The sequence below is a fragment of the Streptomyces gardneri genome (assembly GCF_006539185.1).
Classification (GTDB): domain Bacteria; phylum Actinomycetota; class Actinomycetes; order Streptomycetales; family Streptomycetaceae; genus Streptomyces; species Streptomyces gardneri.
Genome location: NZ_BJMN01000019.1, coordinates 94,701 through 115,923, shown reverse-complemented (window position 1 = coordinate 115,923; position 21,223 = coordinate 94,701). Strand labels below are relative to the sequence as shown.

Genomic DNA, 21,223 nt, shown 5'->3' with positions numbered 1-21,223 from the left:
CCGGCGGCGGGGGCCGGGGTCAGTCGCTGACCGCGAGGCGGACGGCGAAGGCGCCGATGACGGTGCCCGTGACCCGGTCGAGGATCCGCCGGGACCGGGGCCTGCGCAGCCAGGTGCCCAGGGCGGTCGCGGAGGCGATCAGGACGGTGGACCAGATCGTGCCGAGGACGATGTGGACGCCGGTCAGGAGCAGGCCCGTGGTGAAGTGGCGTGCCTCGGCGGGGATGAACTGCGGCAGGACGGCGACGTAGAAGACGCCGACCTTGGGGTTGAGGAGATTGGTCAGAGTGCCCTGTCGCCAGCCGCCCGAGAACGTGTCGGCCTCTCCGCCGCCGGCCGCCTCCTCGGGGGCCTCGCCCCGCCCGCGGAAGGTGTCGCGGACCATGCGGACCGCCATCCACAGCAGGTAGGCCGCACCGGCCCAGCGCAGGATCTCGTACGCGAGCTGCGAGGCGGTGAGGAGCGCGGTGACGCCGAGGGAGGTGAGGGCGCCCCAGACGAGGGTGCCGGTCTGGACGCCGAGGACCACCCCCCACGCGCGGGTGCGCCGGCCGAGGGCGGCGGTGCGCAGGATGACGGCCGTGTCGAGGCCCGGGGTGAGAGTGAGGAGCCCTACGACGAGGGCGAACGACCACAGCGCGGTACTCATAGCCATGGAAGGCCACCGTATCGTAAGGAGCGTGGCGGGCCGGAGCCACGGACCTGTCACGCGGCGGCACATGAGCACAGAGGCGAGCGCACGGAGGCAACCCGTCGCGCGGATTCCGCGTCCTTCCGCACGGAGGGCGTCGGCCGGTACGACGCCTCTCGCCCACGGCCACCGGGAACAGGGAACAGGACACGCGATGAGCGACAAGGCCCGCATACTCTTCGACGCGCTCGACCTCGACCACGACGGCACCCTCACCCTCGCCGAGGTCGTCGGCGCCCTCCGGTCCAAGGGACCGACGCTCGCCGCGCAGGGGGTCATCCCCGTCTGGGGCGTGGGGGGCGACGAGGACTCGGCAGCCCTCTTCGACGCCGCCGACCAGAACGGCGACAAGGTCCTGACCTTCGAGGAGTTCGCCGCCGTGGTCGACCGCCGCTTCGGCTGGTGACGCCCGGCCCGGTCACGGGCTCCCCGGCGGCCGCCGCGTAGAGTGTGCGCGGGCGCGCTGTGATCATGAGGAGAACGATGACCGCGGTGAGCCTTGAGCACACTCATGTCCCCGCCGACTCCGGCGAGGTGACCCTGCTGATAGCCCGCAGGGTCGAGCCCGGCCACGAGGCCGCTTTCGAGCGGTGGGCGAAGGGCATCCTCGAGAGCGCCGCCCGCTTCCCCGGCCACCTCGGCTACGGGTTCTTCCGCTCCTCCGGGGGCGACGCCCCCTGGTTCCTGGTCCACCGCTTCCGTGACGCGGCCGCCTGCCAGGCCTGGCAGGAGTCCCCGGAGCGGGCCGCGTGGTTCGCCGACTGCCGGGGCCACCACCACACCGAGATCGCGCGACGCCGGCTGACCGGCATGGAGACGTGGTTCGCCAAGCCCGGCTCGACGCGACCGGCGCCGCCCCGGTGGAAGATGGCGATCAGCGCGACCCTGGCGATCTACCCCATCTCCCTGCTGGGCGGCTGGTTCCTGACTCCCCACCTCACCGCACTGCCGCTGGTGCTCAGCAGTGCGGTGATGGCGTGCGTCTTCAACGTCCTCATGACCTACGTGGCGATGCCGACGGTCAGCCGGCTGCTCCGCGGCTGGCTCGGCGGCGGAAGCTGAGGGCTAGGGCCTGTCGTCACATTCCCGTCTGCCCCGCGGCCCTTCGGGCGACGACGGGAATGTGACGACAGGCCCTAGGAGCGTCAGCCCCCGATCGTGATCTCCCGCTTGAGGATCTTGCCGGTGGGGCCCTTGGGCAGGCCCGGCACCAGCTGGACGATCCTGGGGTACTTGTACGGGGCCACGCGGGCCTTCACGAACTCGCGCAGTTCGTCCGCCGTGGCCTCGGCGCCCGGCCGCAGGGTGACGACGGCCGCGACCTCCTCGCCGTGCACCTCGTGCGGGACGCCCACCACGGCGGCCTCGGCCACGGCCGGGTGCTCGTAGAAGACCTCCTCGATCTCGCGCGGGTAGACGTTGTAACCGCCGCGGATGACCAGGTCCTTCTTGCGGTCCACGATGAAGTAGAAGCCGTCCTCGTCGCGCCGCGCGAGGTCGCCGGTGCGGAACCAGCCGTCGGTGAACGCGGCGGCGTCGGCCTCGGGCCGGTTCCAGTACCCGGCCATGACGTTCGGGCCCTGCACGGCGATCTCGCCGACGCCGCCGTCCGATACGTCCTTGCCCTCGTCGTCGAGGAGCCGGACCTGCACGCCGTCGATCGGGGTGCCGATCGAACCGGGCTTGCGCGGGCCGTCGAGCGCACCGAAGGTGACCACCGGGGAGGTCTCTGACAGGCCGTAGCCCTCGACGACCGCACAGCCGAAGACGGCCTCGAAACGGTGCAGCACCTCCACCGGCATCGCGGAGCCGCCGGTCACGCACAGCCGCAGACCGCCGTCGCCGTCCGCGAGGCCGGTCGAGCCGGCCGCGTCGGCGGCGGCGAGCAGGCCCAGGAACATGGTGGGCACGCCCTCCATCACCGTGACCCGGTCCCGGGAGAGGATCTCCAGCGCCTTCGCGGCGTCGAAGCGCGGCAGCAGCGTGATGCGGGCGCCGGTGAGGACCGCCGCGTTCAGCCCGCAGGTCTGGCCGAAGACGTGGAAGAACGGCAGGCCGCCGAAGACCGTGTCCGCCCCCGACATGCCGAGGACGCGGGCCACGGCCTCGGTGTTGGAACCGAGGTTCCCGTGGGTGAGCCGGGCGCCCTTGGGGCGGCCGGTGGTACCCGAGGTGTAGAGCAGTACGGCGAGGTCGTCGACCTCGCGGTCCTCGACCCCTGCGCGCGGCTCGACGCCGGCCAGCACGGCGCCGAAGGCCGGGTCCGTCACGTCGGCGCACTCGATGCCCAGCTCCGCCGCCGCGGCTCCGGCCTCGCCCATCGCCGCGCCCCAGGCGAGGATCAGCCGGGCCCCGCAGTCACCGGCGGCGTAGCCGATCTCGCCGGACTTGAGCAGCGGGTTCATCGGCACGGCGACCGCGCCGGCCCGCAGCACGCCGTAGTAGGCCACGGCGAAGTGCGGGATGTTCGGCAGCAGGATCGCGACCCGGTCCCCCGGTCCGATGCCCTTGCTCTCCAGCCAGCCGGCGACCCGGGCGCTGCGGTCGTCCAGCGACCGGTAGTCCAGGGCCTGGTCGTCCAGCTGGATCGCGATGCCGTCCGGCTGCGCCTCAGCGGTACGGGCCAGGTTGAGAGCCAGATTGGTCATCGTCGACCTCTTTCTGATCAGGGAGCCGGACGCTCAGCGGCCAGGTTACCGGCCAGTGTTTTCACCCGCTTGCCGGTCCCCAGCTTGCCGCTAGTGTCGATATATAGGGCATAAGTGCATCCTCTGTTCCCGCGCTCACCAGGTGAGGGGACGGGGACGTACGAGAGGAGCCTTCCATGTCCCGAACATTGCGGAGCGCGATAGCCCTGGCAGGGGCCGCGGCGCTGTCCCTGGGAGCGGTGTCCGTGAGCGGAGCGGCCCAGCCGGGTGCGGGTTCCGACGCGCGACAGGACGTGCGGATCGGCCTGCTGCTGCCGGAGAGCAAGACCACGCGGTACGAGAAGTTCGACCGGCCCTACATCGAGGCCAAGATCAAGGAGCTGGCGCCGGGGGCGCAGATCGACTACTACAACGCCGCCGAGAGCGCCACGACCCAGCAGCAGCAGGTCAACACCGCGCTCGCCAAGGGCGACAAGGTCCTCATCCTGGACGCCGTGGACGCCAAGTCGATCCAGTCCTCCGTGCAGAAGGCCCGTGACGCGGGCGTCAAGGTCGTGGCCTACGACCGGCTGGCGCAGGGGCCCGTCGACGCGTACGTCTCGTACGACAACCGCAAGGTGGGCGAGCTCCAGGGCCAGGCGCTCCTCGACGCGCTCGGCGACAAGGCCGGGACGGGCGAGATCGTGATGCACAACGGGTCGCCGACCGACCCGAACGCGGCCGAGTTCAAGGCCGGCGCGCACTCCGTCCTGGACGGCAAGGTGAAGATCGGCAAGGAGTACGACACGCCGAACTGGGACCCGAACAACGCCAACCAGCAGATGTCCGGCGCCATCAGCGCGCTCGGCAAGGACAAGATCGTCGGCGTCTACTCGGCCAACGACGGACTGGCCGCGGGTATCGCCACCGCCCTCAAGGCGGCCGGCATGAACGTGCCGCTGACCGGCCAGGACGCCCAGCTCGACGCGATCCAGCGGATCCTCGCCGGCACCCAGACGATCACGGTCGAGAAGCCGTACAAGCCGGAGGCCGACATCGCCGCCACGATGGCCGTCGACCTCGCCGAGGGCAAGGAGCTCCCGGCCTCGCTGGTGCCCACCACCGTCACCAGCGGCAGTGGCCAGAAGGTCCCGGCCAACCTGCTGACACCGGTCGTCGTCGACAAGACCAACATCAAGGACACCGTCGTCAAGGACGGCCTGTACACGGTCGACGAGATCTGCACCCCGACCTATGCCGCGGCCTGCGAGGAGGCCGGTCTGAAGTAGCGCCTCCAGCAGCCGCGAGGCGTTTCATCCCGGTGGGGCGGAGCGGCCCGTGCGAGCGGGCGAGCGGAGGAGGCGGTTTCGTTGCCCGAGTCAGCCGTGCTCACACTGCGGGGGATCTCCAAACGGTTCGGCGCGGTCCAGGCCCTGAAGGGCTTCGACCTGGAGGTCCACGCCGGCGAGGTCGTCGCCCTCGTCGGCGACAACGGCGCCGGCAAGTCCACCGCCGTCAAGACGATCGCCGGGGTGAACCCGCCCGACGAGGGCGTCATCGAGTGGGAGGGCCGCCCGGTCTCCATCCACCGGCCCCACGACGCCCAGAACCTCGGCATCGCCACCGTCTACCAGGACCTGGCCCTGTGCGACAACCTCGACGTCGTCGCCAACCTCTTCCTGGGCCGGGAGCTGCGCCGCTTCGGCGTGCTCGACGAGGTCCGCATGGACCAGCGCGCGCGGGAGCTGCTCGACACCCTGTCGATCCGCATCCCGAGCGTCCGGATCCCGGTGGCCTCCCTCTCCGGCGGTCAGCGCCAGACGGTGGCGATCGCCCGCTCGCTGATCGGCGCGCCGAAGGTCGTGATCCTCGACGAACCCACGGCCGCCCTGGGCGTGGAACAGACCGCGCAGGTGCTCGACCTGGTCGAGCGGCTCCGCGAGCAGGGTCTCGGGACCATCCTGATCAGCCACAACATGGTGGACGTGATGGCGGTCGCCGACCGGATCGCCGTGATGCGGCTCGGCCGGAACAACGGCTTCTTCGACAGGCGCTCCACGACCACCGAGGAGATCATCTCCGCGATCACCGGGGCCACCGACAGCGCCGTCACCCGCCGGCAGGCCCGCAAGCGGGAGGAGGAGCGATGATCCGCGACCGAGACCGCGCGGGCGGCTCCGGGGGCTCCGGCGACGCCGGCACCCAGGAACCGGCACAAGGTGCCGTACCGGCCGTGGACACACGCCTCCTGGTCCGCGAGGAGGGCATCAAGGGGTACCTCGGCGAGTTCCGCCGCAAGCTCCGCAGCGGGGAGCTCGGCTCCCTGCCCGTCATTCTGGCCGTGATCATCATCTGGACGGTGTTCGGCAGTCTCGACAGCACCTTCCTCTCGGCCCAGAACCTCTCCGACCTGAGCCAGCAGATCGTCGGCACCGGCATGATCGCCGTAGGCATCGTCTTCGTCCTGCTGCTCGGCGAGATCGACCTCTCCGTCGGCTCGGTCAGCGGCCTGTGCGCTGCGATCTTCGCCGTGCTCAACGTCCTGAACGGGATGAACGAGTGGCTGGCGCTGCTGATCGCCATCGCGGGCGGGGCGGCCGTCGGGCTCATCCAGGGGTTCTTCTTCGCCGAGATCGGCGTCCCGGCCTTCGTCGTCACGCTGGCCGGCAACCTGGCGTGGAACGGACTGATGCTCCAGGTGCTCGGCACCAGCGGCACGGTCAACATCCCGAGCGAGAGCATCGTCTCCGAGCTCTACTCGACGATCTACCACAGCCCGGCCGCGGCCTACGTGGCGGCGGCCGCCGGGGTGGGGCTGTTCCTGGCGGCCTCGCTCCTGGACGCGAAACGGCGCCGGGCGGCCCGGGTGCCGTCCCGGCCGGTCGCCGAGATCGTGCTGCGTACGGTCGTGATCGCCGCGATCGCGTTCGTCACCGCCTACATCCTCAACCAGTACCAGGGGCTCCCGCTGGCGCTCCTCGTGTTCCTGATCCTGCTCGTGGTGCTGGACTTCGTCCTGCGGCGCACCACCTACGGCCGGCGGATCTTCGCGGTGGGCGGCAACATCGAGGGTGCGCGCCGGGCGGGCATCAGCGTGCCGTTCGTCCGGATGAGCGTCTTCTCGATCGCCGGGACCATGGCGGCGGTCGGCGGCCTCTTCCTCGCGGGGCAGATCCAGTCCGCGAGCCAGACGTCCGGCGGCGGCAACCTGCTGATGAACGTCATCGCGGCGGCGGTCATCGGCGGTACGAGCCTGTTCGGCGGGCGCGGTTCGGTCTGGTCGGCGCTGCTCGGCGCGCTGGTGATCGGCTCCATCCAGTCGGGCATGAACATCATGGGCGTCAGCAACGCCGTCCAGTTCATGATCACGGGTTCCGTCCTGCTGGCCGCCGTGGTCGTCGACTCCCTGTCCCGCAGGAGCCAGAAGGCCGCGGGCCGCGCCTGATCCGCCGGAGGGCCACCCATGGGCACCGATGCGAGCAAGGACCGGCACGACGGCCGGAGCGAGACCGTGATGGAGCGCGCCGACCGACGCTGGCAGGAGGTCATCCAGGAGATCCGCGTCGTCCAGACCGGTGTGCAGATCCTCCTCGGTTTCCTCCTCACCGTGGTCTTCACCCCCCACTTCCAAGGTCTGGAACAGACGAACAAGACGATCTACATCGTCACGGTCGTCCTCGGGTCCCTGGCGACCGGCGCGCTCATCGGCCCCGTGGCCCTGCACCGGATCGTGGCCGGGAGGCAGATCAAGCCCCGGGCCGTCATCTGGGCCGCCCGCCTCACCATCACGGGCATCGTGCTCCTGCTCGCCACCCTGACGTCGGCTCTCCTCCTCGTCCTGCGCGTGGCCACGGGGGACGACTCGTACGTGCCGTGGATCGTCGCCGGTGTCCTCGCCTGGTACCTGCTCTGCTGGTTCGTCCTCCCCCTCTGGGTGCGCACCCGCTACACCAGCGGGGAGTGAGCGTCTGCGGCGGCGGGCGACCCTATGTCCCGTCGGTGTCCGACGTGCCGGGACCGATCCGCAGTTCGAAGTCGCCGTCGTACTGCTCGTGGCCCGCGATCACGGCGAGTTCGACGACCTCCACCCCCACCTCGCCGCGGACGATCAGCGGGTCCTTGCGCAGGTCCCTCATGAGCGCCACGCACATACCGATCATGACGAGCACGAACGGCGCCGCGACGAGGATGGTGAGGTTCTGGAGCCCCGCGAGCGCGTCGCCCTGGCCGTCGCCGATGAGGAGCATGATCGCCGCGACCGCTCCGGTGAGCACGCCCCAGAACACCACGACGGGGCGGGTGGGTTCGAAGGCGCCGCGCTGGGAGAGCGTGCCCATGACGAGGGAGGCGGCGTCCGCGCCCGACACGAAGAAGATCCCGACGAGGATCATCACGAGCAGGCTCATGGCACCGGCGATGGGGAACTCCTGGAGCACGCCGAAGAGTTGCCCCTCGGGAGTGGTCTCCCCCGCCAGTTCGCCCTGCTCGCTGAGCTTCATCGCCGTACCGCCGAAGACCGCGAACCAGACGAGGCTGACGGTGCTGGGCACCAGGATGACGCCGCCGACGAACTGGCGGATGGTCCGGCCCCGGCTGATACGGGCGATGAACATGCCGACGAAGGGCGTCCAGGAGATCCACCACGCCCAGTAGAAGACGGTCCAGCTGCCGAGCCAGTCGTGGATGTTCGCGCCGCTGGTCGCCTCGGTACGGCCGGCGAGCTGCGGCAGGTCGTCGATGTAGGCGGCGATGGAGGTGGGCAGCAGGTCGAGCACGATGATCGTGGGGCCCGCCACGAAGACGAAGACGGCGAGCACGACCGCGAGCACCATGTTGATGTTGGAGAGCCACTGGACGCCCTTCTCCACACCGGAGACGGCGGAGGCGACGAAGGCCACGGTGAGGACGGCGATGATGCCGACGAGCAGCCCGGTGCCGGTCTTCTCCATCCAGCCCAGTTCCTCGATGCCGCTGCCGATCTGGAGCGCGCCGAGGCCGAGCGAGGCGGCGGAGCCGAAGAGGGTGGCGAAGATGGCGAGGATGTCGATGAAGCGTCCGGGACCGCCGTACGCGCGCCGTTCGCCGATCAGCGGGACGAAGACGGCGCTGATGGTCTGGCGGCGCCTGCGCCGGAAGGTGGAGTAGGCGATGGCGAGTCCGACGACGGCGTAGATCGCCCACGGGTGGAGCGTCCAGTGGAAGAGCGTGGTGGCCATGGCCGTCTGCATGCGCTCGGCCGAGTCGACGGGGTGGGTGCCGGGCGGCGGGGTGCCGTAGTGGGCGAGGGGTTCGCTCACGCCGTAGAACATCAGGCCGATGCCCATGCCCGCGCTGAACATCATGGCGATCCACGACACGGTCCGGAACTCGGGGCCCTCGCTCTCCTGGCCGAGGGTGATCCGGCCGTAGCGGCTGATGGCGAGCCACAGCGCGAAGACGACGAAGCCGGACGCCGCGAGCATGAACGCCCAGCCGCCGTTGCGGATCAGTCCGTCGAGGAGCTCGCTGGAGACGCTCTCCAGGCTGTCGGTGGCCGTGACTCCCCAGACGACGAACGCCAGGGTGAGGACGGCGGTGACCCCGAACACGATCCGGTCGGTACGGGCGTGATGGTGGTGGTCGGGACGGCCGGGGAGGTCCGCCGTCACCGGCAGCCCTTCCCGGCCTCCCCGTTCGGCGCCTGTCCGGCGGCCGTCCGGCCTCTCGTCTTCCTGCGGCACAGAGGTCACCTTTCACTGCATTACGGAAAAACGTGACGATGTATCCGTAAGGCAGTACCACAGGCAGGGCCGGACTCGGTGGACCAACAGGCCTTCACGGCACGCGTAATGGGCCGACGACGGGGGCCGCGGGGGGTCAGCCGGCCGCGCCGCTCTCCAGGATGCCCTTGAGGGTCCGCTCGTCCTTCGGCATCTCCTTCCGCACGTGCGGGCGGACGACGAGCGGGACGAGGGCCTTGCCGATGCCGTGCCCCTCGAAGTCGAGGGAGAGGGTCAGGCGCGACCGCTCTCCGTCGTCCAGCGGTTCGATGGTGCCCTGGACGTCACCGCGTACGGGGCCGTCGATGCCGTGCACGTGCCAGTGCCTCGGCGCTTCCAACTCGATGACCTGCATGGTCGATGTGAACTCCCGCCGCCCGAGCCGCCGCGTGACGGCGACCTTCGAGCCGACGGCGAGGGGGGCCTCGCCGAGCCTGCGGACCGAGACCGCGCTCTCCTGCCACTCGGGCAGATGGGTCGGGTCGGTCACGTAGGAGAAGACGTCCGCGGGACTGCGGGAGATGTCGATGGTTTCCGTGATGGCAGCCATGGTGCCTTCTTCGTCCGACGGGAGACCTCACCGGGGCCCGAACCCCGGCGCGGGCTCGTTGTCGCTTCCTACGAAAATGGTCCCACGCGCTGCGGCGCCCCGCCAGCGACCGCCGGAGGGCCTGCCCCGGGGCCGGCCTCACAGCCCGCCCCCGGCCGCTGTGTGACCGGCGTTACGGACCATGATCGGCGCGGTTGACACAGGCGTAACGGGCATTCCGTACGGTCATGGCTCGAACGGTTCCACAGAGAGGCGCCCCCGTGACCCCACACGACACGCAGGACCCACGGGCCGACGCCACCGCCCAGGTGCGGACCGTCTGCTCGTACTGCGGTGTCGGCTGCGGCATGCTCCTCGACATCGGCCTGGGGTCCGACGGGCGCCGTACGGTCCTCAAGGCGACGGGCGACAAGGACCACCCCGCCAACCGCGGGCGCCTGTGCACCAAGGGCGCCACCACCGCCGACATGCTCGCCGCGCCCGGACGCCTGACCACCGCCCTCGTCCGGGACGACCGCGCCGGTGCGCCCGTCCCCACGGACACCGACCGGGCCATCGCCGAGACCGCCCGCCGGCTGCGGGCCGTCGTCGACGAGCACGGCCCCGATGCCTTCGCGCTCTACGTCTCGGGCCAGATGAGCCTGGAGGCCCAGTACCTGGCCAACAAGCTCGCCAAGGGCTTCATCGGAACGAACCGGATCGAGTCGAACTCCCGGCTCTGCATGGCGAGCGCCGGCACCGGCTACAAGCTCTCCCTCGGCGCCGACGGCCCGCCCGGCTCCTACGACGACTTCGAGAAGGCCGACGTCTTCCTCGTCATCGGCTCCAACATGGCCGACTGCCATCCCATCCTCTTCCTCCGCATGATGGACCGGGTCAAGGCCGGGGCGAAACTGATCGTCGTCGACCCCCGGCGCACCGCCACCGCCGAGAAGGCCGACCTCTTCCTCCAGATCAAGCCCGGCACGGACCTCGCGCTCCTCAACGGCCTGCTGCACCTCCTGCACGGCAACGGCCACACCGACCCCGCCTTCATCGCCGCGCACACCGAGGGCTGGGAGGCGATGCCGCCCTTCCTCGCCGACTACCCGCCCGCCACCGTCGCCGCGCTCACCGGCATACCCGAGCAGGACATCCTTACCGCCGCCGAATGGATCGGCACGGCGGAGGAGTGGACCAGCTGCTGGACCATGGGCCTCAACCAGTCCACCCACGGCACCTGGAACACCAACGCCCTGATCAACCTCCACCTGGCCACCGGCGCGATCTGCCGCCCCGGCTCCGGCCCCTTCTCCCTCACCGGCCAGCCCAACGCCATGGGCGGACGCGAGATGGGCTACATGGGCCCCGGCCTCCCCGGCCAGCGCTCGGTCCTCGCCGCCGGGGACCGGGCCTTCACCGAGGAGCTGTGGGAACTCCCGCCGGGCACGCTCCGCGAGGACGGCTCCGGCACCGGCACTATCGACCTCTTCCGGCGCATGGCGGACGGCGAGATCAAGGCGTGCTGGATCATCTGCACCAACCCGGTCGCCTCCGTCGCCAACCGCGCCACCGTCGTCGCGGGCCTGCGGGCCGCCGAACTCGTCATCACCCAGGACGCGTTCACCGACACCGAGACCAACGCTTACGCCGACGTGGTCCTGCCCGCCGCGCTGTGGACCGAGACCGAGGGCGTACTGATCAACAGCGAGCGGACGCTGACCCTCGCCCGGCCGGCGGCCGACCCGCCCGGCGAAGCGCTCGCCGACTGGCGGATCATCGCCCGTGTCGCCCGGGCCATGGGGTACGAGAAGGCGTTCGCGTACGAGAGCGCCGAGGAGGTCTTCGAGGAGATCAGGCGCGCCGCGAACCCGGCGACCGGCTACGACGTGAGCGGGGTGACGTACGAGCGGCTGCGCGAGACGCCCGTCCAGTGGCCCGCCGCTCCCGGCGGCCCGGACCGCAACCCCATTCGCTACGTGGACGGCGACGGCGCGGGGCCCGTCTTCCCGACGGCGAGCGGCCGGGCGGTCTTCCACGCCCGACCGCACATCGACGCCGCCGAGATGCCCGACGACGAGCATCCCTTCGTCCTCAACACCGGCCGCCTCCAGCACCAGTGGCACACCCTCACCAAGACCGGGAAGGTCGCCAAGCTCAACAAGCTCAACCCGGCGCCCTTCGTCGAGGTGCACCCCGAGGACGCCCTGCGGCTCGGCCTCGTGGAGGGCGACGCCGTGGAGATCGCCTCGCGGCGCGGCAGGGTCGTGCTGCCCGCGGTGGTCACCGACCGGGTCCGACCGGGCTGCTGCTTCGCGCCGTTCCACTGGAACGACCTGTTCGGTGAGGAGCTGTGCGTCAACGCCGTCACCAACGACGCCGTCGATCCGCTCTCCTTCCAGCCCGAGCTGAAGGTGTGCGCGGTGGCGCTGACGAAGACGGCGGGTACGCCCCCTCGGGACGAGGCGCCGCCGTCGGCCGCCGTGGCCCCGCGCGTGGTGATCCCGAGCGGGGTCGTGCCCTCCGGGCCGGCCGCCGCCTTCGGTCTCGCGCCCGCCCCGCCGCCCGTCCTCAGCGCCGAGGAACGGCAGTATCTCGTCGGCTTCCTCGCGGGCCTGGAGTCGGGCGCGCCGGGCGTGCCCGTCCTGCCGCCCGGGGCACCCTTCCGCGAGGAGCACGCCCACTGGGTCAACGGCGTGCTCGCCGGGCTGTACTCCCGCACGCCGGAGGACTCGGGGACGCCCCGGGACTCCCGGGCGGACCAGGGCGCGCCGGGTCGCGAGGTCGTCGTGCTGTGGGCCTCGCAGACCGGCAACGCCGAGGAGTTCGCGGCCGCCACCGCCGAGCGGCTCCTCGCGGCGGGCCACCGGCCGGCCCTCACCGGCATGGACGCGACCGACCTCAAGGCCCTGTCGCCCACCGCCGATCTGCTGCTGATCACCAGCACGTTCGGGGACGGGGACGCGCCCGACAACGGCTCCGGCTTCTGGGACGCGCTCACCGCTCCCGACACCCCCCGGCTCGACGGGCGGCGCTACGCCGTCCTGGCCCTCGGGGACTCCTCGTACGGAGACTTCTGCGGGCACGGGCGGCGCCTGGACGACCGGCTGGACGAGCTCGGAGCCGTACGCCTGGCACCCCGCACCGACTGCGAGCCCGACTTCGAGCCGTCCGCCCTCGCCTGGCTGGACCAGGTCCTCGCGGGCCTGTCCGAAGGCCTGTCCGAAGGCCTGCGGACACCCACGGCACGGCCCGTGCCCCCGGCCGCGCCGGCTTCGGCGCCCGCGCGCCGGCCGGGGCCCGCCACCACGCCCGCGCGGCTCGTCGGCAACCGGCTCCTCTCCCTGCCCGGGGCGGGGAAGGAGGTACGGCGGTTCACCTTCGACACGAGCGACGGCGGGGCTCCGCTCGGCTACGAGGCCGGGGACGCGCTCGGCGTCCGGCCCGTCAACTGCCCCGAGCTCGTCGCCGAATGGCTGGCCGTCACCGGTCTCGACGCGGACGCCCCCGTCGAGCTCTCCGGGTTCGGCGACATCACCTTCGGCGAGGCGCTGCACCGCCACCTGGACATCACCCGTACCCCGTCCGCGTTCCTCGGCTTCGTCACGGAGCGGACCGGCGACCGGGAGCTGAAGAGGCTGCTGCGCCCCGACAACAAGGACGGGCTCGCCCAGTGGACATGGGGCCGGCAGGCCGTCGACGTCATCGCCGAGCATCCCGTCCGCGCCTCCGCACAGGAGTGGGCCGACGTGCTGGGAAGCCTCAGGCCCCGGCTGTACTCGATCTCCTCCAGCCCGCTCACCGACCCCCACCAGGTCTCGCTGACCGTCTCCGTCGTGCGGTACGAGAACCTGCGCGGCCGCCCCCGCAAGGGCGTCTGCTCGCCGTTCCTCGCCGACGCCGAACCGGGCGCCCCCGTCCCGGTCTTCGTCCAGCGCGCGCCGCACTTCCGGCCCCCCGCGGACCCGACGACGCCGATGGTGATGGTCGGCCCCGGCACGGGAGTGGCCCCCTTCGTCGGCTTCCTCGACGAGCGCCGCGCGCTCGGGCACCGCGCCCCGAACTGGCTCTTCTTCGGCGAGCAGCACCGCGCGACCGACTTCTACTACGAGGACGAGCTCACGGCCCTCCTCGCCGACGGCACCCTGGACCGGCTCGACACCGCCTTCTCCCGCGACCAGCGCGCCAAGGTCTACGTCCAGGACCGGATGCGGGAGCACGGCCCGCAGCTGTGGTCGTGGCTCCAGTCCGGTGCGCACTTCTACGTGTGCGGCGACGCGGCCCGGATGGCGAAGGACGTCGACCGGGCGCTGCGGGACATCGCCGTGACGCACGGCGGCCACGACGAGGAGTCGGCGGCCGTCTTCGTGAAGCAGCTCGCCGCCGACAAGCGTTACGTACGCGACGTGTACTGAGGGCGGCGCCTCGTCCGGAGACCGGGTCAGGCGCCGCGTAAAGGCCGGTCAGGTCAGGTCAGGAGTGATCTGCCTCTTCCGGCTCGGCGTGGGTGCGGGCTCCGGCCGCCGTGAGCCAGGCGGCGACCTCCGCGGCTTCCGGGGTCTCCCCGGCGCGGGCGATGTCGAGCGGGGTGAGGCCGCCCCAGCCGATCCGGTCCATGTCCGCCCCGGCGGCGCGGAGCCGGACGGCGGTGGAGAGCCGGCCGCCGTGGCAGGCGCCCCAGAACGCCTCGTCGATCTCCTGCGGGGAGGGTGGCGGTGTGGCCCGCAGACCGGCCTCCACCACCTCGTCGAGGCCGAGTGTCGCGGCGTCCTGGAAGGTGGGCCTGGCACCGAGTTCGAGCAGGCGGCGGGCCGCGCGCCACTGCCCGAAGGCCCGGGCGTCGGCCAGCGGCGTCCCGCCCGCGATGACGGCTCCGTCGGCCTCGATGTCGGCGCCCGCGGCGACGAGGGCGTCGATCATCGGGACGTCGTCGTTGCTCGCCGCCCAGTGGAGGGGCGTCTCGCGGTGGGCCCCGACGAAGCGGGCGTCCGGATCGGCGCCCGCCGCGACGAGGACGGCGACGGTCTCGGGTCCGCGGGGCACGTGTCCCGGCCAGTCGGCTGCCAGGTGCAGCAGACTCCGCCCGCCGGGGCCGCATCCTTCCCGTTCCTCGACGACCCGGGCCGTGGCGAGGCCGGGATGCCCGGCGAGCAGGCGGCGCAGCGCGTCGAGGTCGCCCGAGCGGATCGCTTCGGTGACGGCCACGGCCATGGGGTCCTGGGAGCGCAGTGAGTGCGGGGTCTGCATAGGGACAGGGTGCCGCACTCAGGTGTCGTACCGGGTGCCGGTGAGGTGTCGGACCGGGTGCCGGTGAGGTGTCCCGGTATGGGGTGCCGTACGGCGTGGAGCGCGGTCCCCGCGATATTTCCGCGGTGCGCGGAGCCTTGTAAGACCCGCGGCCCGACCCTATCCTCGCCGAACAGAAAGCGCTTTCCATGTTCTCGGGAGCCCGGTATGCGGGACCGGACTCCCGTCCTCCGACGACAAGCAAGGAAGGCGACGACCATGAGACGACGAGTCGCACGGCGACTCCAGGCGGCACTGGCCACGTTGGCCCTCGCGGCCGCGACAGGGGCTGTCCTTTCGGCACCCTCGGCCTCCGCCGCGACCGGTGGCGCCACCGGCTACGCGACGCAGAACGGCGGCACGACCGGCGGCGCCGGCGGGCAGACCGTGCGGGCCACCACCGGGACCGCGATCCACGCGGCCCTGTGCGGCCGGGCCACCAGCAGCACCCCGATCACCATCGAGGTCGAGGGAACCGTCAACCACGGCAACACCGCCAAGGTGTCGGGCGGCAGTTGCAACACCGCCGCCGGGGTGATCGAGCTCAAGCAGATCAGCAACGTCACGATCGTCGGCGTCGGCGCGGGTGCCGTCTTCGACCAGCTGGGCATCCACATACGCGAGTCGAGCAACATCGTCATCCAGAACGTGACCGTACGGAACGTCAAGAAGTCCGGCTCGCCCACCTCCAACGGCGGTGACGCCATCGGCATGGAGAGCGACGTCCGGAACGTCTGGGTCGACCACGTCACCCTGGAGGCCTCGGGCGGCGAGTCGGAGGGCTTCGACGGCCTCTTCGACATGAAGGACAACACCCAGTACGTGACCCTGTCCTACAGCATCCTGCGCAACTCCGGCCGCGGCGGACTCGTCGGATCCAGCGAGACCGAGCTCTCGAACAGCTTCATCACGTACCACCACAACCTGTACGAGAACCTCGACTCGCGCGTCCCCCTGCTGCGCGGCGGCACCGCCCACATCTACAACAACCACTACCTGCGGATCAACGAATCCGGCATCAACTCCCGTGCCGGGGCCCGCGCCAAGGTCGACAGCAACTACTTCGAGGACTCCAAGGACGTCCTCGGCACCTTCTACACGGACGCGGCCGGGTACTGGCAGGTCAGCGGCAACACCTTCGACAACGTGACGTGGTCGAGCCCCGGCACCGAGAACAATCCTGCGGGACCGGACCCGCAGTCCAACACCTCGGTCTCCATCCCGTACGCCTACACCCTCGACGCGGCGAGCTGCGTCCCGAGCGTCGTGAGCCGGACGGCTGGAGCCGGCAAGGGCCTTCAGGTGTCGGACGGCGCCTGCTCACCCCAGACGCCGGCCCCGACCACCCCGGCCCCGACGACCCCGGCGCCGACCACCCCGGCACCGACCACTCCCGCTCCGACCACCCCGGCTCCGTCGACCTCCGCGCCCAGCGGGACGAACCTCAGCATCGGGGCCGGCTCCGACGGCTCGGGGAAGGCCGACGGGACGAGTTACGGCAACGTGCGGGACGGTGACCCGGCCACCTACTGGTCGCCCGCCGGGACCACCGGTTACGTCTCGATCAAGTGGGGCTCCCCCACCGCCGTGTCCAGGGTCGTCGTCAAGGAGGCGGCCGGTGCCACGGGCCGGATCGGCTCCTGGCGGCTCCTCAATGCCGACACCGGCGCCGTCCTCTCCTCCGGGAGCGGCGCGGGTGCCGTCACGTTCGCCCGGACCACCTTGAGCAAGATCACCTTCGAGATCACCGGCTCGTCGGGGACGCCTCAGGTCGCCGAGTTCGAGACGTACGCCGGATAACGGCACCGTCCCGACGCCCGCCGGGCCCCGGTCCACCAGGGCCCGGCGGGCAGCTCCATGTGCCGGCTCAGCTCACGAACTCCCGGTCGCCGTAGCGCACCTGGGCCTCGTTCCAGTCGGCGCCGAGCACGGCCGTGAACCTCTTGGCCAGCGGCAGGTCGGCGACCGGGGCGATGAGGATCAGCCGGCCGTCGAGGGTGACCGAGCCGCCGCCGAGCTTCTCGCGTGCCTCGGCGTCCGCGAGGAGCGCCGCGCGCAGATCCCCCGGGGTGACGCCCGGGACCTCGATCTCGACGGCGTCGGTCTCCGGCGACGTCCGCGGCAGGCAGCGGAAGGTGAGCACGGCCTCCTGGTCGTACTCCTTGGCGATGACGCCCGCGATGTGGTGGAGCCCGTCGCGTCCGACCCGGTTCACGTCGAACTCGCGCGACCGCTCGAACGTGGCCTGCTTCAGGTCGGTGGACCAGAAGACGCCGTCCAGGAGCTCCGAGGCGCCGGGCCGGGCTCCGTGGGCCCGGATGATCGCGCGTACCTCATGGCCGAAGCGCGTCAGGCGGGTGTCGAGCCGGGGGTCGTCGGGATCCGTGATGATCGCGGTGTTGTCGGTGGCGAAGAGCTCGGCGGTGGTGGGGCAGCTCTGCTCGCCGGGGCTCGCGTACGTGCTCTGCGTGCCCGCGATCGCCAGGGTCAGGGCGGCGAGGGCGGTGGTCAGGACGCGGAGCCCGCGCGGGGCGGTGGTGTGGTTCATGGCGTGATCAACGAGGCGTGTCGGCGGATGTTGCGTGGCCTCTGCGGCGGGCCGCAGAGACGGCCTCGCGGCCTCCTCCGGTCGAGGGCCTGGCGCTTTGGGCAGACAATGGAGGACATGGCACAGAACGCACCTCCACGCCACGGCCCCCCGACGCTGACCGTCAAAGGCCGGGCCATGCGGATCCGTACCCTCGGATTCCTCGTGCTCGCGGGTCTCGCCATCTGGTTCATCGCGGTCAACACGGGATCGGTCAGCATCCGGCTGTGGATCCCCACCGTCACCCTGCCCCTGTGGGTCGTGCTCACGGTCACGCTGCTCGTGGGCATCCTCCTCGGAATGTTCCTTTCCATGCGACGGCGAGCCAGGCGCTGAACGCGCCGCCCGGCTCGCCGTACCGCTTCGCCGCTTCGAAGCCGCCCGGGTCGTCAGCCGCGGGACAGCAGGTCGCGCAGGCCGGCGGTGAGACGTTCGTACTCCTCGGGCCGGTTGTAGATCTGCCCGGAGATCCGGATGCCTCCGCCGCCGGGCCGGTTCCAGATGAGCACGCGGCAGCCGAGCCGGGCGGCGATCTCCTCGCGCAGCGCGGCCGCCTCCTGCTTCGTGCGGGCGAGACCGGCGGGCAGGCGCAGCGACCGCATCGCCAGGCCCTCTCCGTACGGGAGGGATGTCACGCCCGGGATCCTTTCGAGCAACTCCGCTCCGTAGCGGACCAGTTCCGCGTTGTGGGCGCGGACTTGACCGGCACCCAGCCGGGCGATCAGGTCGAGGCCCTCGGGTGCGGCGAGCCAGCCGGTGTAGTCGACGGTGGCACGGAACTCGACCGCGCGCGGGAAGCCCCGGTCGTCCTCCCAGGAGGGCACGGGCGCGGCGACCCGGGCCCGGTGGGCGGGAGCCACCGCGAGGACCGCGCTGCCCGCCGGCGCGTACGCCCACTTGTGGAGGTTGCCGAACCAGAAGTCGGGTTCGCCCGCGAGTGGTTCGGCGAGCATGCCCGGCGCGTGCGCGCCGTCGACGACGGTGGTGATCCCGCGCTCGCGGAGCCCGGCGAGCAGTCGGGGCGTGGCGAGCGGCCGGGCGGTGGGCGAGGTGATCCCGTCGAGCAGGGCCACTCGCGTGCGAGGGGTGAGCGCGGCGAGCACCGCCTCGCTCACCGCGTCCTCGTCCGGCAGGTCGGGGTCGAGGCTGACGACGGCCGTCCGGGCGCGCCGGGCGGCCGCCGCGACGACCGTGCCGTAGCCGTGGTCGGTGACCAGGATCTCGTCGCCCGGGTCGAGGCGCAGGGCGTCGAGGGCGAGGTTGGCGGCCTCGGTGGCGTTGGCGACGAAGGCGATCCCGTCGGGGTCGCCGCCCAGGTGGGCCGCGACGCGCCCGCGGGCCTCGGCGATGCGGTCGGGGACGCCGACGAAGAAGGCGTCGGGGTCGGCCATGACCTCCTCCGTCAGCCGCCGTTGGGCCTCGGCGACCGGGAGGGGAACGGCGCCGAAGGAGCCGTGGTTGAGGTGGGCCACCGCCGGGTCGAGCCGGAACAGCTCTGCCCCGCCCGGGAATTCGCCTCTCTTGTGGTCCTGGACGTCCTTGCCGGCCCCGACGGAGGTGGTCATCGGACCTCGACGGTGACGGTGCGGCCGGGGGCCACGCGCGTGCGGACGACGGTGTAGGTCGCCCCGTCGATCACCTCTGTGCGGGCCTTCCCGACCACCCCGTCGACGGCGACGGCCGCGTGGGCGCCCGGGAAGCGCGCCACCCAGGTGTACGGGGCGCTGCCCGAGGTGTGGGTGAGGGTCGAGCGGCGGTCCGTGTCGTGGCGGAGGGTGAAGGCGGAGTCGCCGACGCGCAGGTCCTCGATGCTCAGCCAGTCCATTCCGGAGGGCAGGCGCGACTGGGTGGCGAGGGTGCGGGCGGGGGCGTTCGGCACGACGCCCATCAGGCCCTGGACGGTCTGGCCGACGAGGGTGAAGGAGACCTCGGGGTAGTCGCCGTTGGTGCCCTGGCGGGTGTTGACGTGCTGGACGTCCTTCTGGGCGTAGATGTGGCGCATCCACTTCCAGGCGGTGTCGGCGCGGTTGTTGGTGAGGAAGGTGTCGGGGAGGTAGGTCAGGGCCTCGATGTTGTCGGGGCGGCCTTCGCCTTCGGACTGCCGGTCGATGTAGTCGAGGTACGCCTCGCGCCGGTCACCGGGGGCGACGATCTGCTTCATCGGCATGAACCAGCTGTTCTCCTTGCCCCAGCCGGTCAGGGCGCGTCCGTCGGTGGTGTAGCCGCGCACCATGTCGGCGCCCGAACCGGTGCCGCTCCAGGTGGAGTTGAAGTAGGTCTTGAGGTCGCGCGCCTTGCGCTCGAAGCGGGCCGCGAGCGGGTGCTCGCCCTTGGCGCGGGCGAGGGAGGCCATCGCGCGGTAGGCCTGGTACTGCGAGCCGATGGCGTCGCCGGCCTCGGCCAGCGGTTCGTCGCTCTGCTCGTTGTAGCTCGCGACGCCCCGGAAGATGCCCTTGCCGGTGCCCTCGGCCACGCTCACCCGGCCGTTGTCCTTCTGCCCGTCGTGGAGGGTGACGAACTCGTCGGTGGCGTGGCGGTAGAACTCCCACAGAGCGGGGTCGTCGAGGTAGGCGGGGTCGCCGCTCCAGCGGTAGGCCTCCTCGGCCTTCTGGACCAGTTCGAAGGGGGCGGGCACCTCCCGGACGAAGAGGTTCGGGTCGCGGTAGTCGATGGAGAGGTAGGAGCGGTTGTCGAAGTTGAGCGCCCACACCGGGTAGTAGGCGTGCTCGGCGGTCGCGGAGGCGGCGAAGGCGCGGAGCATCTCCTTGTTCTCGGTGTGCAGACCCAGGACCCCGGCGCCGGAGAGCTGGTGGGCCATGTCGCGGGAGTAGTAGCCGCTGCGGTTGGCGTAACCCGCCCAGTAGGAGGGGGCGTAGACGCCGGTGCCGGTGCCGCCGGTCTGGCGCTCGTCGGCGTCGAGCGGGCCCGTGGTGCCGGGCAGGTGCACCCAGCTGTTGGCCTTGCCCTTGGCCCAGTCGAACATCTCGACGATCTCGGGGTCGCTGGAGGTGACGCGGGGGTCGGCGGGGGCGGCCGGGGAGACCATCACGTCGTCGACGTTGACCCAGCCCTGCCCGGACTCGAAGGCGATCTCCAGCCGGTCCCCGGGGGTGAGCGCGATCCTGCCGAGCGTGTGGCGGCGGTAGTTGGCGGCGGCGGGCAGGGTCCGATCGGCGACGGTGGCGCCGTTGACCCGCAGGACGTACCGGCCGCCGGGGCCGCCGGTGGCGATCCACGCGGAGACGAGGTAGCCGCCGTGGCCGGTGGCCGTCACGGTCTGGGAGACCTTCATGCCGCTGCCGGCGTCGAGGTAGGCCTGCCGTCTCCCGGCGTGCGGGTAGTTGCTCCCGACGCCCGTTCCGGAGGTGAACTCCCAGCCCGTACCGCCCTGTTCGAAGCCGGGATCGGTCACGGTCAGCACGGTGGGGGCAGGGGCGGGCGCGGCGCCGGTGGCGGGCGGGGCGGCGGTCGCCGGGGAGCCGCCCGCGGCGAGCGAGGCGAGCAGGGCGACGGCGGACAGCAGCGACAAGCGGGAACGCGTCATGGAGGTCTCCCGGGTCGGGTCGGGTCTGGTCGGGGCGGGGCGCGCGGCACGCTAGCAACACTCGAAGAGGGATTGCAATGGTTCTGCCATTGCTCAGCAGTCGATCGAACTGAAAGTTTTCACTGAAGCATTGCAAGTCGAGCGATCACCCTTGTAGTGTCCGGCCCCGTCCAGACCGCGACGAAGCGAGCGAGGGGATC

The 21,223-nt window shown here is 71.6% G+C and carries 17 protein-coding genes; 9 read left to right on the top strand and 8 right to left on the bottom strand.

The annotated features are described in order from the left end of the window. Positions 1 to 19: 19 nt before the first annotated feature. Positions 20 to 655, bottom strand: a complete 636-nt coding sequence (locus tag SGA01_RS15435; protein WP_141297070.1) for a LysE family translocator — start codon at positions 653 to 655, stop codon at positions 20 to 22. Positions 656 to 845: 190 nt separating this feature from the next. On the opposite strand from SGA01_RS15435, the gene SGA01_RS15430 reads away from it, so the two are divergent. Together SGA01_RS15430 and SGA01_RS15425 are read left to right on the top strand one after the other, a co-directional pair. Next, positions 846 to 1,097, top strand: a complete 252-nt coding sequence (locus tag SGA01_RS15430) for an EF-hand domain-containing protein (RefSeq protein WP_141297069.1) — start codon at positions 846 to 848, stop codon at positions 1,095 to 1,097. Positions 1,098 to 1,174: 77 nt separating this feature from the next. Beyond that, entirely contained in the window at positions 1,175 to 1,753 is a 579-nt protein-coding gene (locus tag SGA01_RS15425; RefSeq protein ID WP_055639767.1) for an antibiotic biosynthesis monooxygenase, read from the top strand. A gap of 83 nt (positions 1,754 to 1,836) precedes the next feature. Here SGA01_RS15425 and SGA01_RS15420 read toward each other — a convergent pair whose 3' ends face one another. Then, complete coding sequence (locus tag SGA01_RS15420) at positions 1,837 to 3,339, bottom strand: long-chain-fatty-acid--CoA ligase (RefSeq protein ID WP_141297068.1); 1,503 nt, start codon at positions 3,337 to 3,339, stop codon at positions 1,837 to 1,839. Between the two features lie 176 nt (positions 3,340 to 3,515). Here SGA01_RS15420 and SGA01_RS15415 point away from each other — a divergent pair, with 176 nt between their 5' ends. The 4 genes from SGA01_RS15415 (at position 3,516) to SGA01_RS15400 (ending at position 7,282) form a co-directional block, all read left to right on the top strand. Next, a complete protein-coding gene (locus tag SGA01_RS15415; protein ID WP_141297067.1) occupies positions 3,516 to 4,607 on the top strand; it encodes a sugar ABC transporter substrate-binding protein in 1,092 nt (363 codons plus the stop codon). Positions 4,608 to 4,703: 96 nt separating this feature from the next. Next, positions 4,704 to 5,468 carry an ATP-binding cassette domain-containing protein gene (locus SGA01_RS15410; protein ID WP_174867327.1) on the top strand — a complete coding sequence of 255 codons (765 nt, stop codon included), beginning with the start codon at positions 4,704 to 4,706 and terminating at the stop codon, positions 5,466 to 5,468. Beyond that, positions 5,465 to 6,763: a sugar ABC transporter permease gene (locus SGA01_RS15405; RefSeq protein WP_141297065.1), complete on the top strand. Its 1,299-nt coding sequence runs from the start codon at positions 5,465 to 5,467 to the stop codon at positions 6,761 to 6,763. Before SGA01_RS15410 ends, SGA01_RS15405 begins: the two co-directional genes overlap by 4 nt. Before the next feature lie 18 nt (positions 6,764 to 6,781). Beyond that, positions 6,782 to 7,282, top strand: coding sequence for a DUF6328 family protein (locus SGA01_RS15400; protein WP_141297064.1), 501 nt, complete (start codon positions 6,782 to 6,784; stop codon positions 7,280 to 7,282). Between the two features lie 22 nt (positions 7,283 to 7,304). On the opposite strand, the gene SGA01_RS15395 is transcribed toward SGA01_RS15400, so the two are convergent. Together SGA01_RS15395 and SGA01_RS15390 are read right to left on the bottom strand one after the other, a co-directional pair. Further along, positions 7,305 to 8,972: a BCCT family transporter gene (locus tag SGA01_RS15395; RefSeq protein ID WP_141297131.1), complete on the bottom strand. Its 1,668-nt coding sequence runs from the start codon at positions 8,970 to 8,972 to the stop codon at positions 7,305 to 7,307. A 202-nt stretch (positions 8,973 to 9,174) separates the two neighbouring features. Beyond that, the gene (locus SGA01_RS15390; protein ID WP_055639776.1) at positions 9,175 to 9,627 is read right to left on the bottom strand and encodes an SRPBCC family protein; all 453 of its coding nucleotides are present in this window, start codon (positions 9,625 to 9,627) and stop codon (positions 9,175 to 9,177) included. 347 nt (positions 9,628 to 9,974) lie between these two features. On the opposite strand from SGA01_RS15390, the gene SGA01_RS15385 reads away from it, so the two are divergent. Then, complete coding sequence (locus SGA01_RS15385) at positions 9,975 to 14,021, top strand: bifunctional nitrate reductase/sulfite reductase flavoprotein subunit alpha (RefSeq protein ID WP_229918470.1); 4,047 nt, start codon at positions 9,975 to 9,977, stop codon at positions 14,019 to 14,021. A gap of 58 nt (positions 14,022 to 14,079) precedes the next feature. Here the strand turns inward: SGA01_RS15385 and SGA01_RS15380 are convergent, their stop codons facing one another. Then, complete coding sequence (locus SGA01_RS15380; protein ID WP_141297062.1) at positions 14,080 to 14,853, bottom strand: ankyrin repeat domain-containing protein; 774 nt, start codon at positions 14,851 to 14,853, stop codon at positions 14,080 to 14,082. Positions 14,854 to 15,111: 258 nt separating this feature from the next. Here SGA01_RS15380 and SGA01_RS15375 point away from each other — a divergent pair, with 258 nt between their 5' ends. Further along, positions 15,112 to 16,692: a pectate lyase family protein gene (locus SGA01_RS15375; protein ID WP_141297061.1), complete on the top strand. Its 1,581-nt coding sequence runs from the start codon at positions 15,112 to 15,114 to the stop codon at positions 16,690 to 16,692. A gap of 67 nt (positions 16,693 to 16,759) precedes the next feature. Here the strand turns inward: SGA01_RS15375 and SGA01_RS15370 are convergent, their stop codons facing one another. Then, a complete protein-coding gene (locus tag SGA01_RS15370) occupies positions 16,760 to 17,440 on the bottom strand; it encodes a hypothetical protein (protein WP_141297060.1) in 681 nt (226 codons plus the stop codon). Positions 17,441 to 17,557: 117 nt separating this feature from the next. Here SGA01_RS15370 and SGA01_RS15365 point away from each other — a divergent pair, with 117 nt between their 5' ends. Next, positions 17,558 to 17,815 carry a LapA family protein gene (locus tag SGA01_RS15365; RefSeq protein ID WP_141297059.1) on the top strand — a complete coding sequence of 86 codons (258 nt, stop codon included), beginning with the start codon at positions 17,558 to 17,560 and terminating at the stop codon, positions 17,813 to 17,815. 53 nt (positions 17,816 to 17,868) lie between these two features. Here the strand turns inward: SGA01_RS15365 and SGA01_RS15360 are convergent, their stop codons facing one another. Together SGA01_RS15360 and SGA01_RS15355 are read right to left on the bottom strand one after the other, a co-directional pair. Further along, positions 17,869 to 19,044, bottom strand: a complete 1,176-nt coding sequence (locus tag SGA01_RS15360) for an aminotransferase class V-fold PLP-dependent enzyme (RefSeq protein ID WP_141297058.1) — start codon at positions 19,042 to 19,044, stop codon at positions 17,869 to 17,871. Next, on the bottom strand, positions 19,041 to 21,023 hold the full coding sequence (locus tag SGA01_RS15355; protein WP_141297057.1) for a carbohydrate-binding protein: 1,983 nt from the start codon (positions 21,021 to 21,023) through the stop codon (positions 19,041 to 19,043). The genes SGA01_RS15360 and SGA01_RS15355 overlap by 4 nt, the downstream gene beginning before the upstream one ends. Positions 21,024 to 21,223 lie beyond the last annotated feature (200 nt).

What these genes read in the sequence shown, in the direction of transcription:
- SGA01_RS15415 (WP_141297067.1), top strand. Translation starts at nt 3,516, where the DNA reads ATGTCCCGAACATTGCGGAGCGCGATAGCCCTGGCAGGGGCCGCGGCG.
- SGA01_RS15435 (WP_141297070.1), bottom strand. Translation starts at nt 655, where the DNA reads ATGGCTATGAGTACCGCGCTGTGGTCGTTCGCCCTCGTCGTAGGGCTC.
- SGA01_RS15360 (WP_141297058.1), bottom strand. Translation starts at nt 19,044, where the DNA reads ATGACCACCTCCGTCGGGGCCGGCAAGGACGTCCAGGACCACAAGAGA.
- SGA01_RS15400 (WP_141297064.1), top strand. Translation starts at nt 6,782, where the DNA reads ATGGGCACCGATGCGAGCAAGGACCGGCACGACGGCCGGAGCGAGACC.
- SGA01_RS15385 (WP_229918470.1), top strand. Translation starts at nt 9,975, where the DNA reads ATGCTCCTCGACATCGGCCTGGGGTCCGACGGGCGCCGTACGGTCCTC.
- SGA01_RS15420 (WP_141297068.1), bottom strand. Translation starts at nt 3,339, where the DNA reads ATGACCAATCTGGCTCTCAACCTGGCCCGTACCGCTGAGGCGCAGCCG.
- SGA01_RS15430 (WP_141297069.1), top strand. Translation starts at nt 846, where the DNA reads ATGAGCGACAAGGCCCGCATACTCTTCGACGCGCTCGACCTCGACCAC.
- SGA01_RS15425 (WP_055639767.1), top strand. Translation starts at nt 1,175, where the DNA reads ATGACCGCGGTGAGCCTTGAGCACACTCATGTCCCCGCCGACTCCGGC.
- SGA01_RS15375 (WP_141297061.1), top strand. Translation starts at nt 15,112, where the DNA reads ATGAGACGACGAGTCGCACGGCGACTCCAGGCGGCACTGGCCACGTTG.
- SGA01_RS15405 (WP_141297065.1), top strand. Translation starts at nt 5,465, where the DNA reads ATGATCCGCGACCGAGACCGCGCGGGCGGCTCCGGGGGCTCCGGCGAC.
- SGA01_RS15370 (WP_141297060.1), bottom strand. Translation starts at nt 17,440, where the DNA reads ATGAACCACACCACCGCCCCGCGCGGGCTCCGCGTCCTGACCACCGCC.
- SGA01_RS15365 (WP_141297059.1), top strand. Translation starts at nt 17,558, where the DNA reads ATGGCACAGAACGCACCTCCACGCCACGGCCCCCCGACGCTGACCGTC.
- SGA01_RS15390 (WP_055639776.1), bottom strand. Translation starts at nt 9,627, where the DNA reads ATGGCTGCCATCACGGAAACCATCGACATCTCCCGCAGTCCCGCGGAC.
- SGA01_RS15380 (WP_141297062.1), bottom strand. Translation starts at nt 14,853, where the DNA reads ATGCAGACCCCGCACTCACTGCGCTCCCAGGACCCCATGGCCGTGGCC.
- SGA01_RS15355 (WP_141297057.1), bottom strand. Translation starts at nt 21,023, where the DNA reads ATGACGCGTTCCCGCTTGTCGCTGCTGTCCGCCGTCGCCCTGCTCGCC.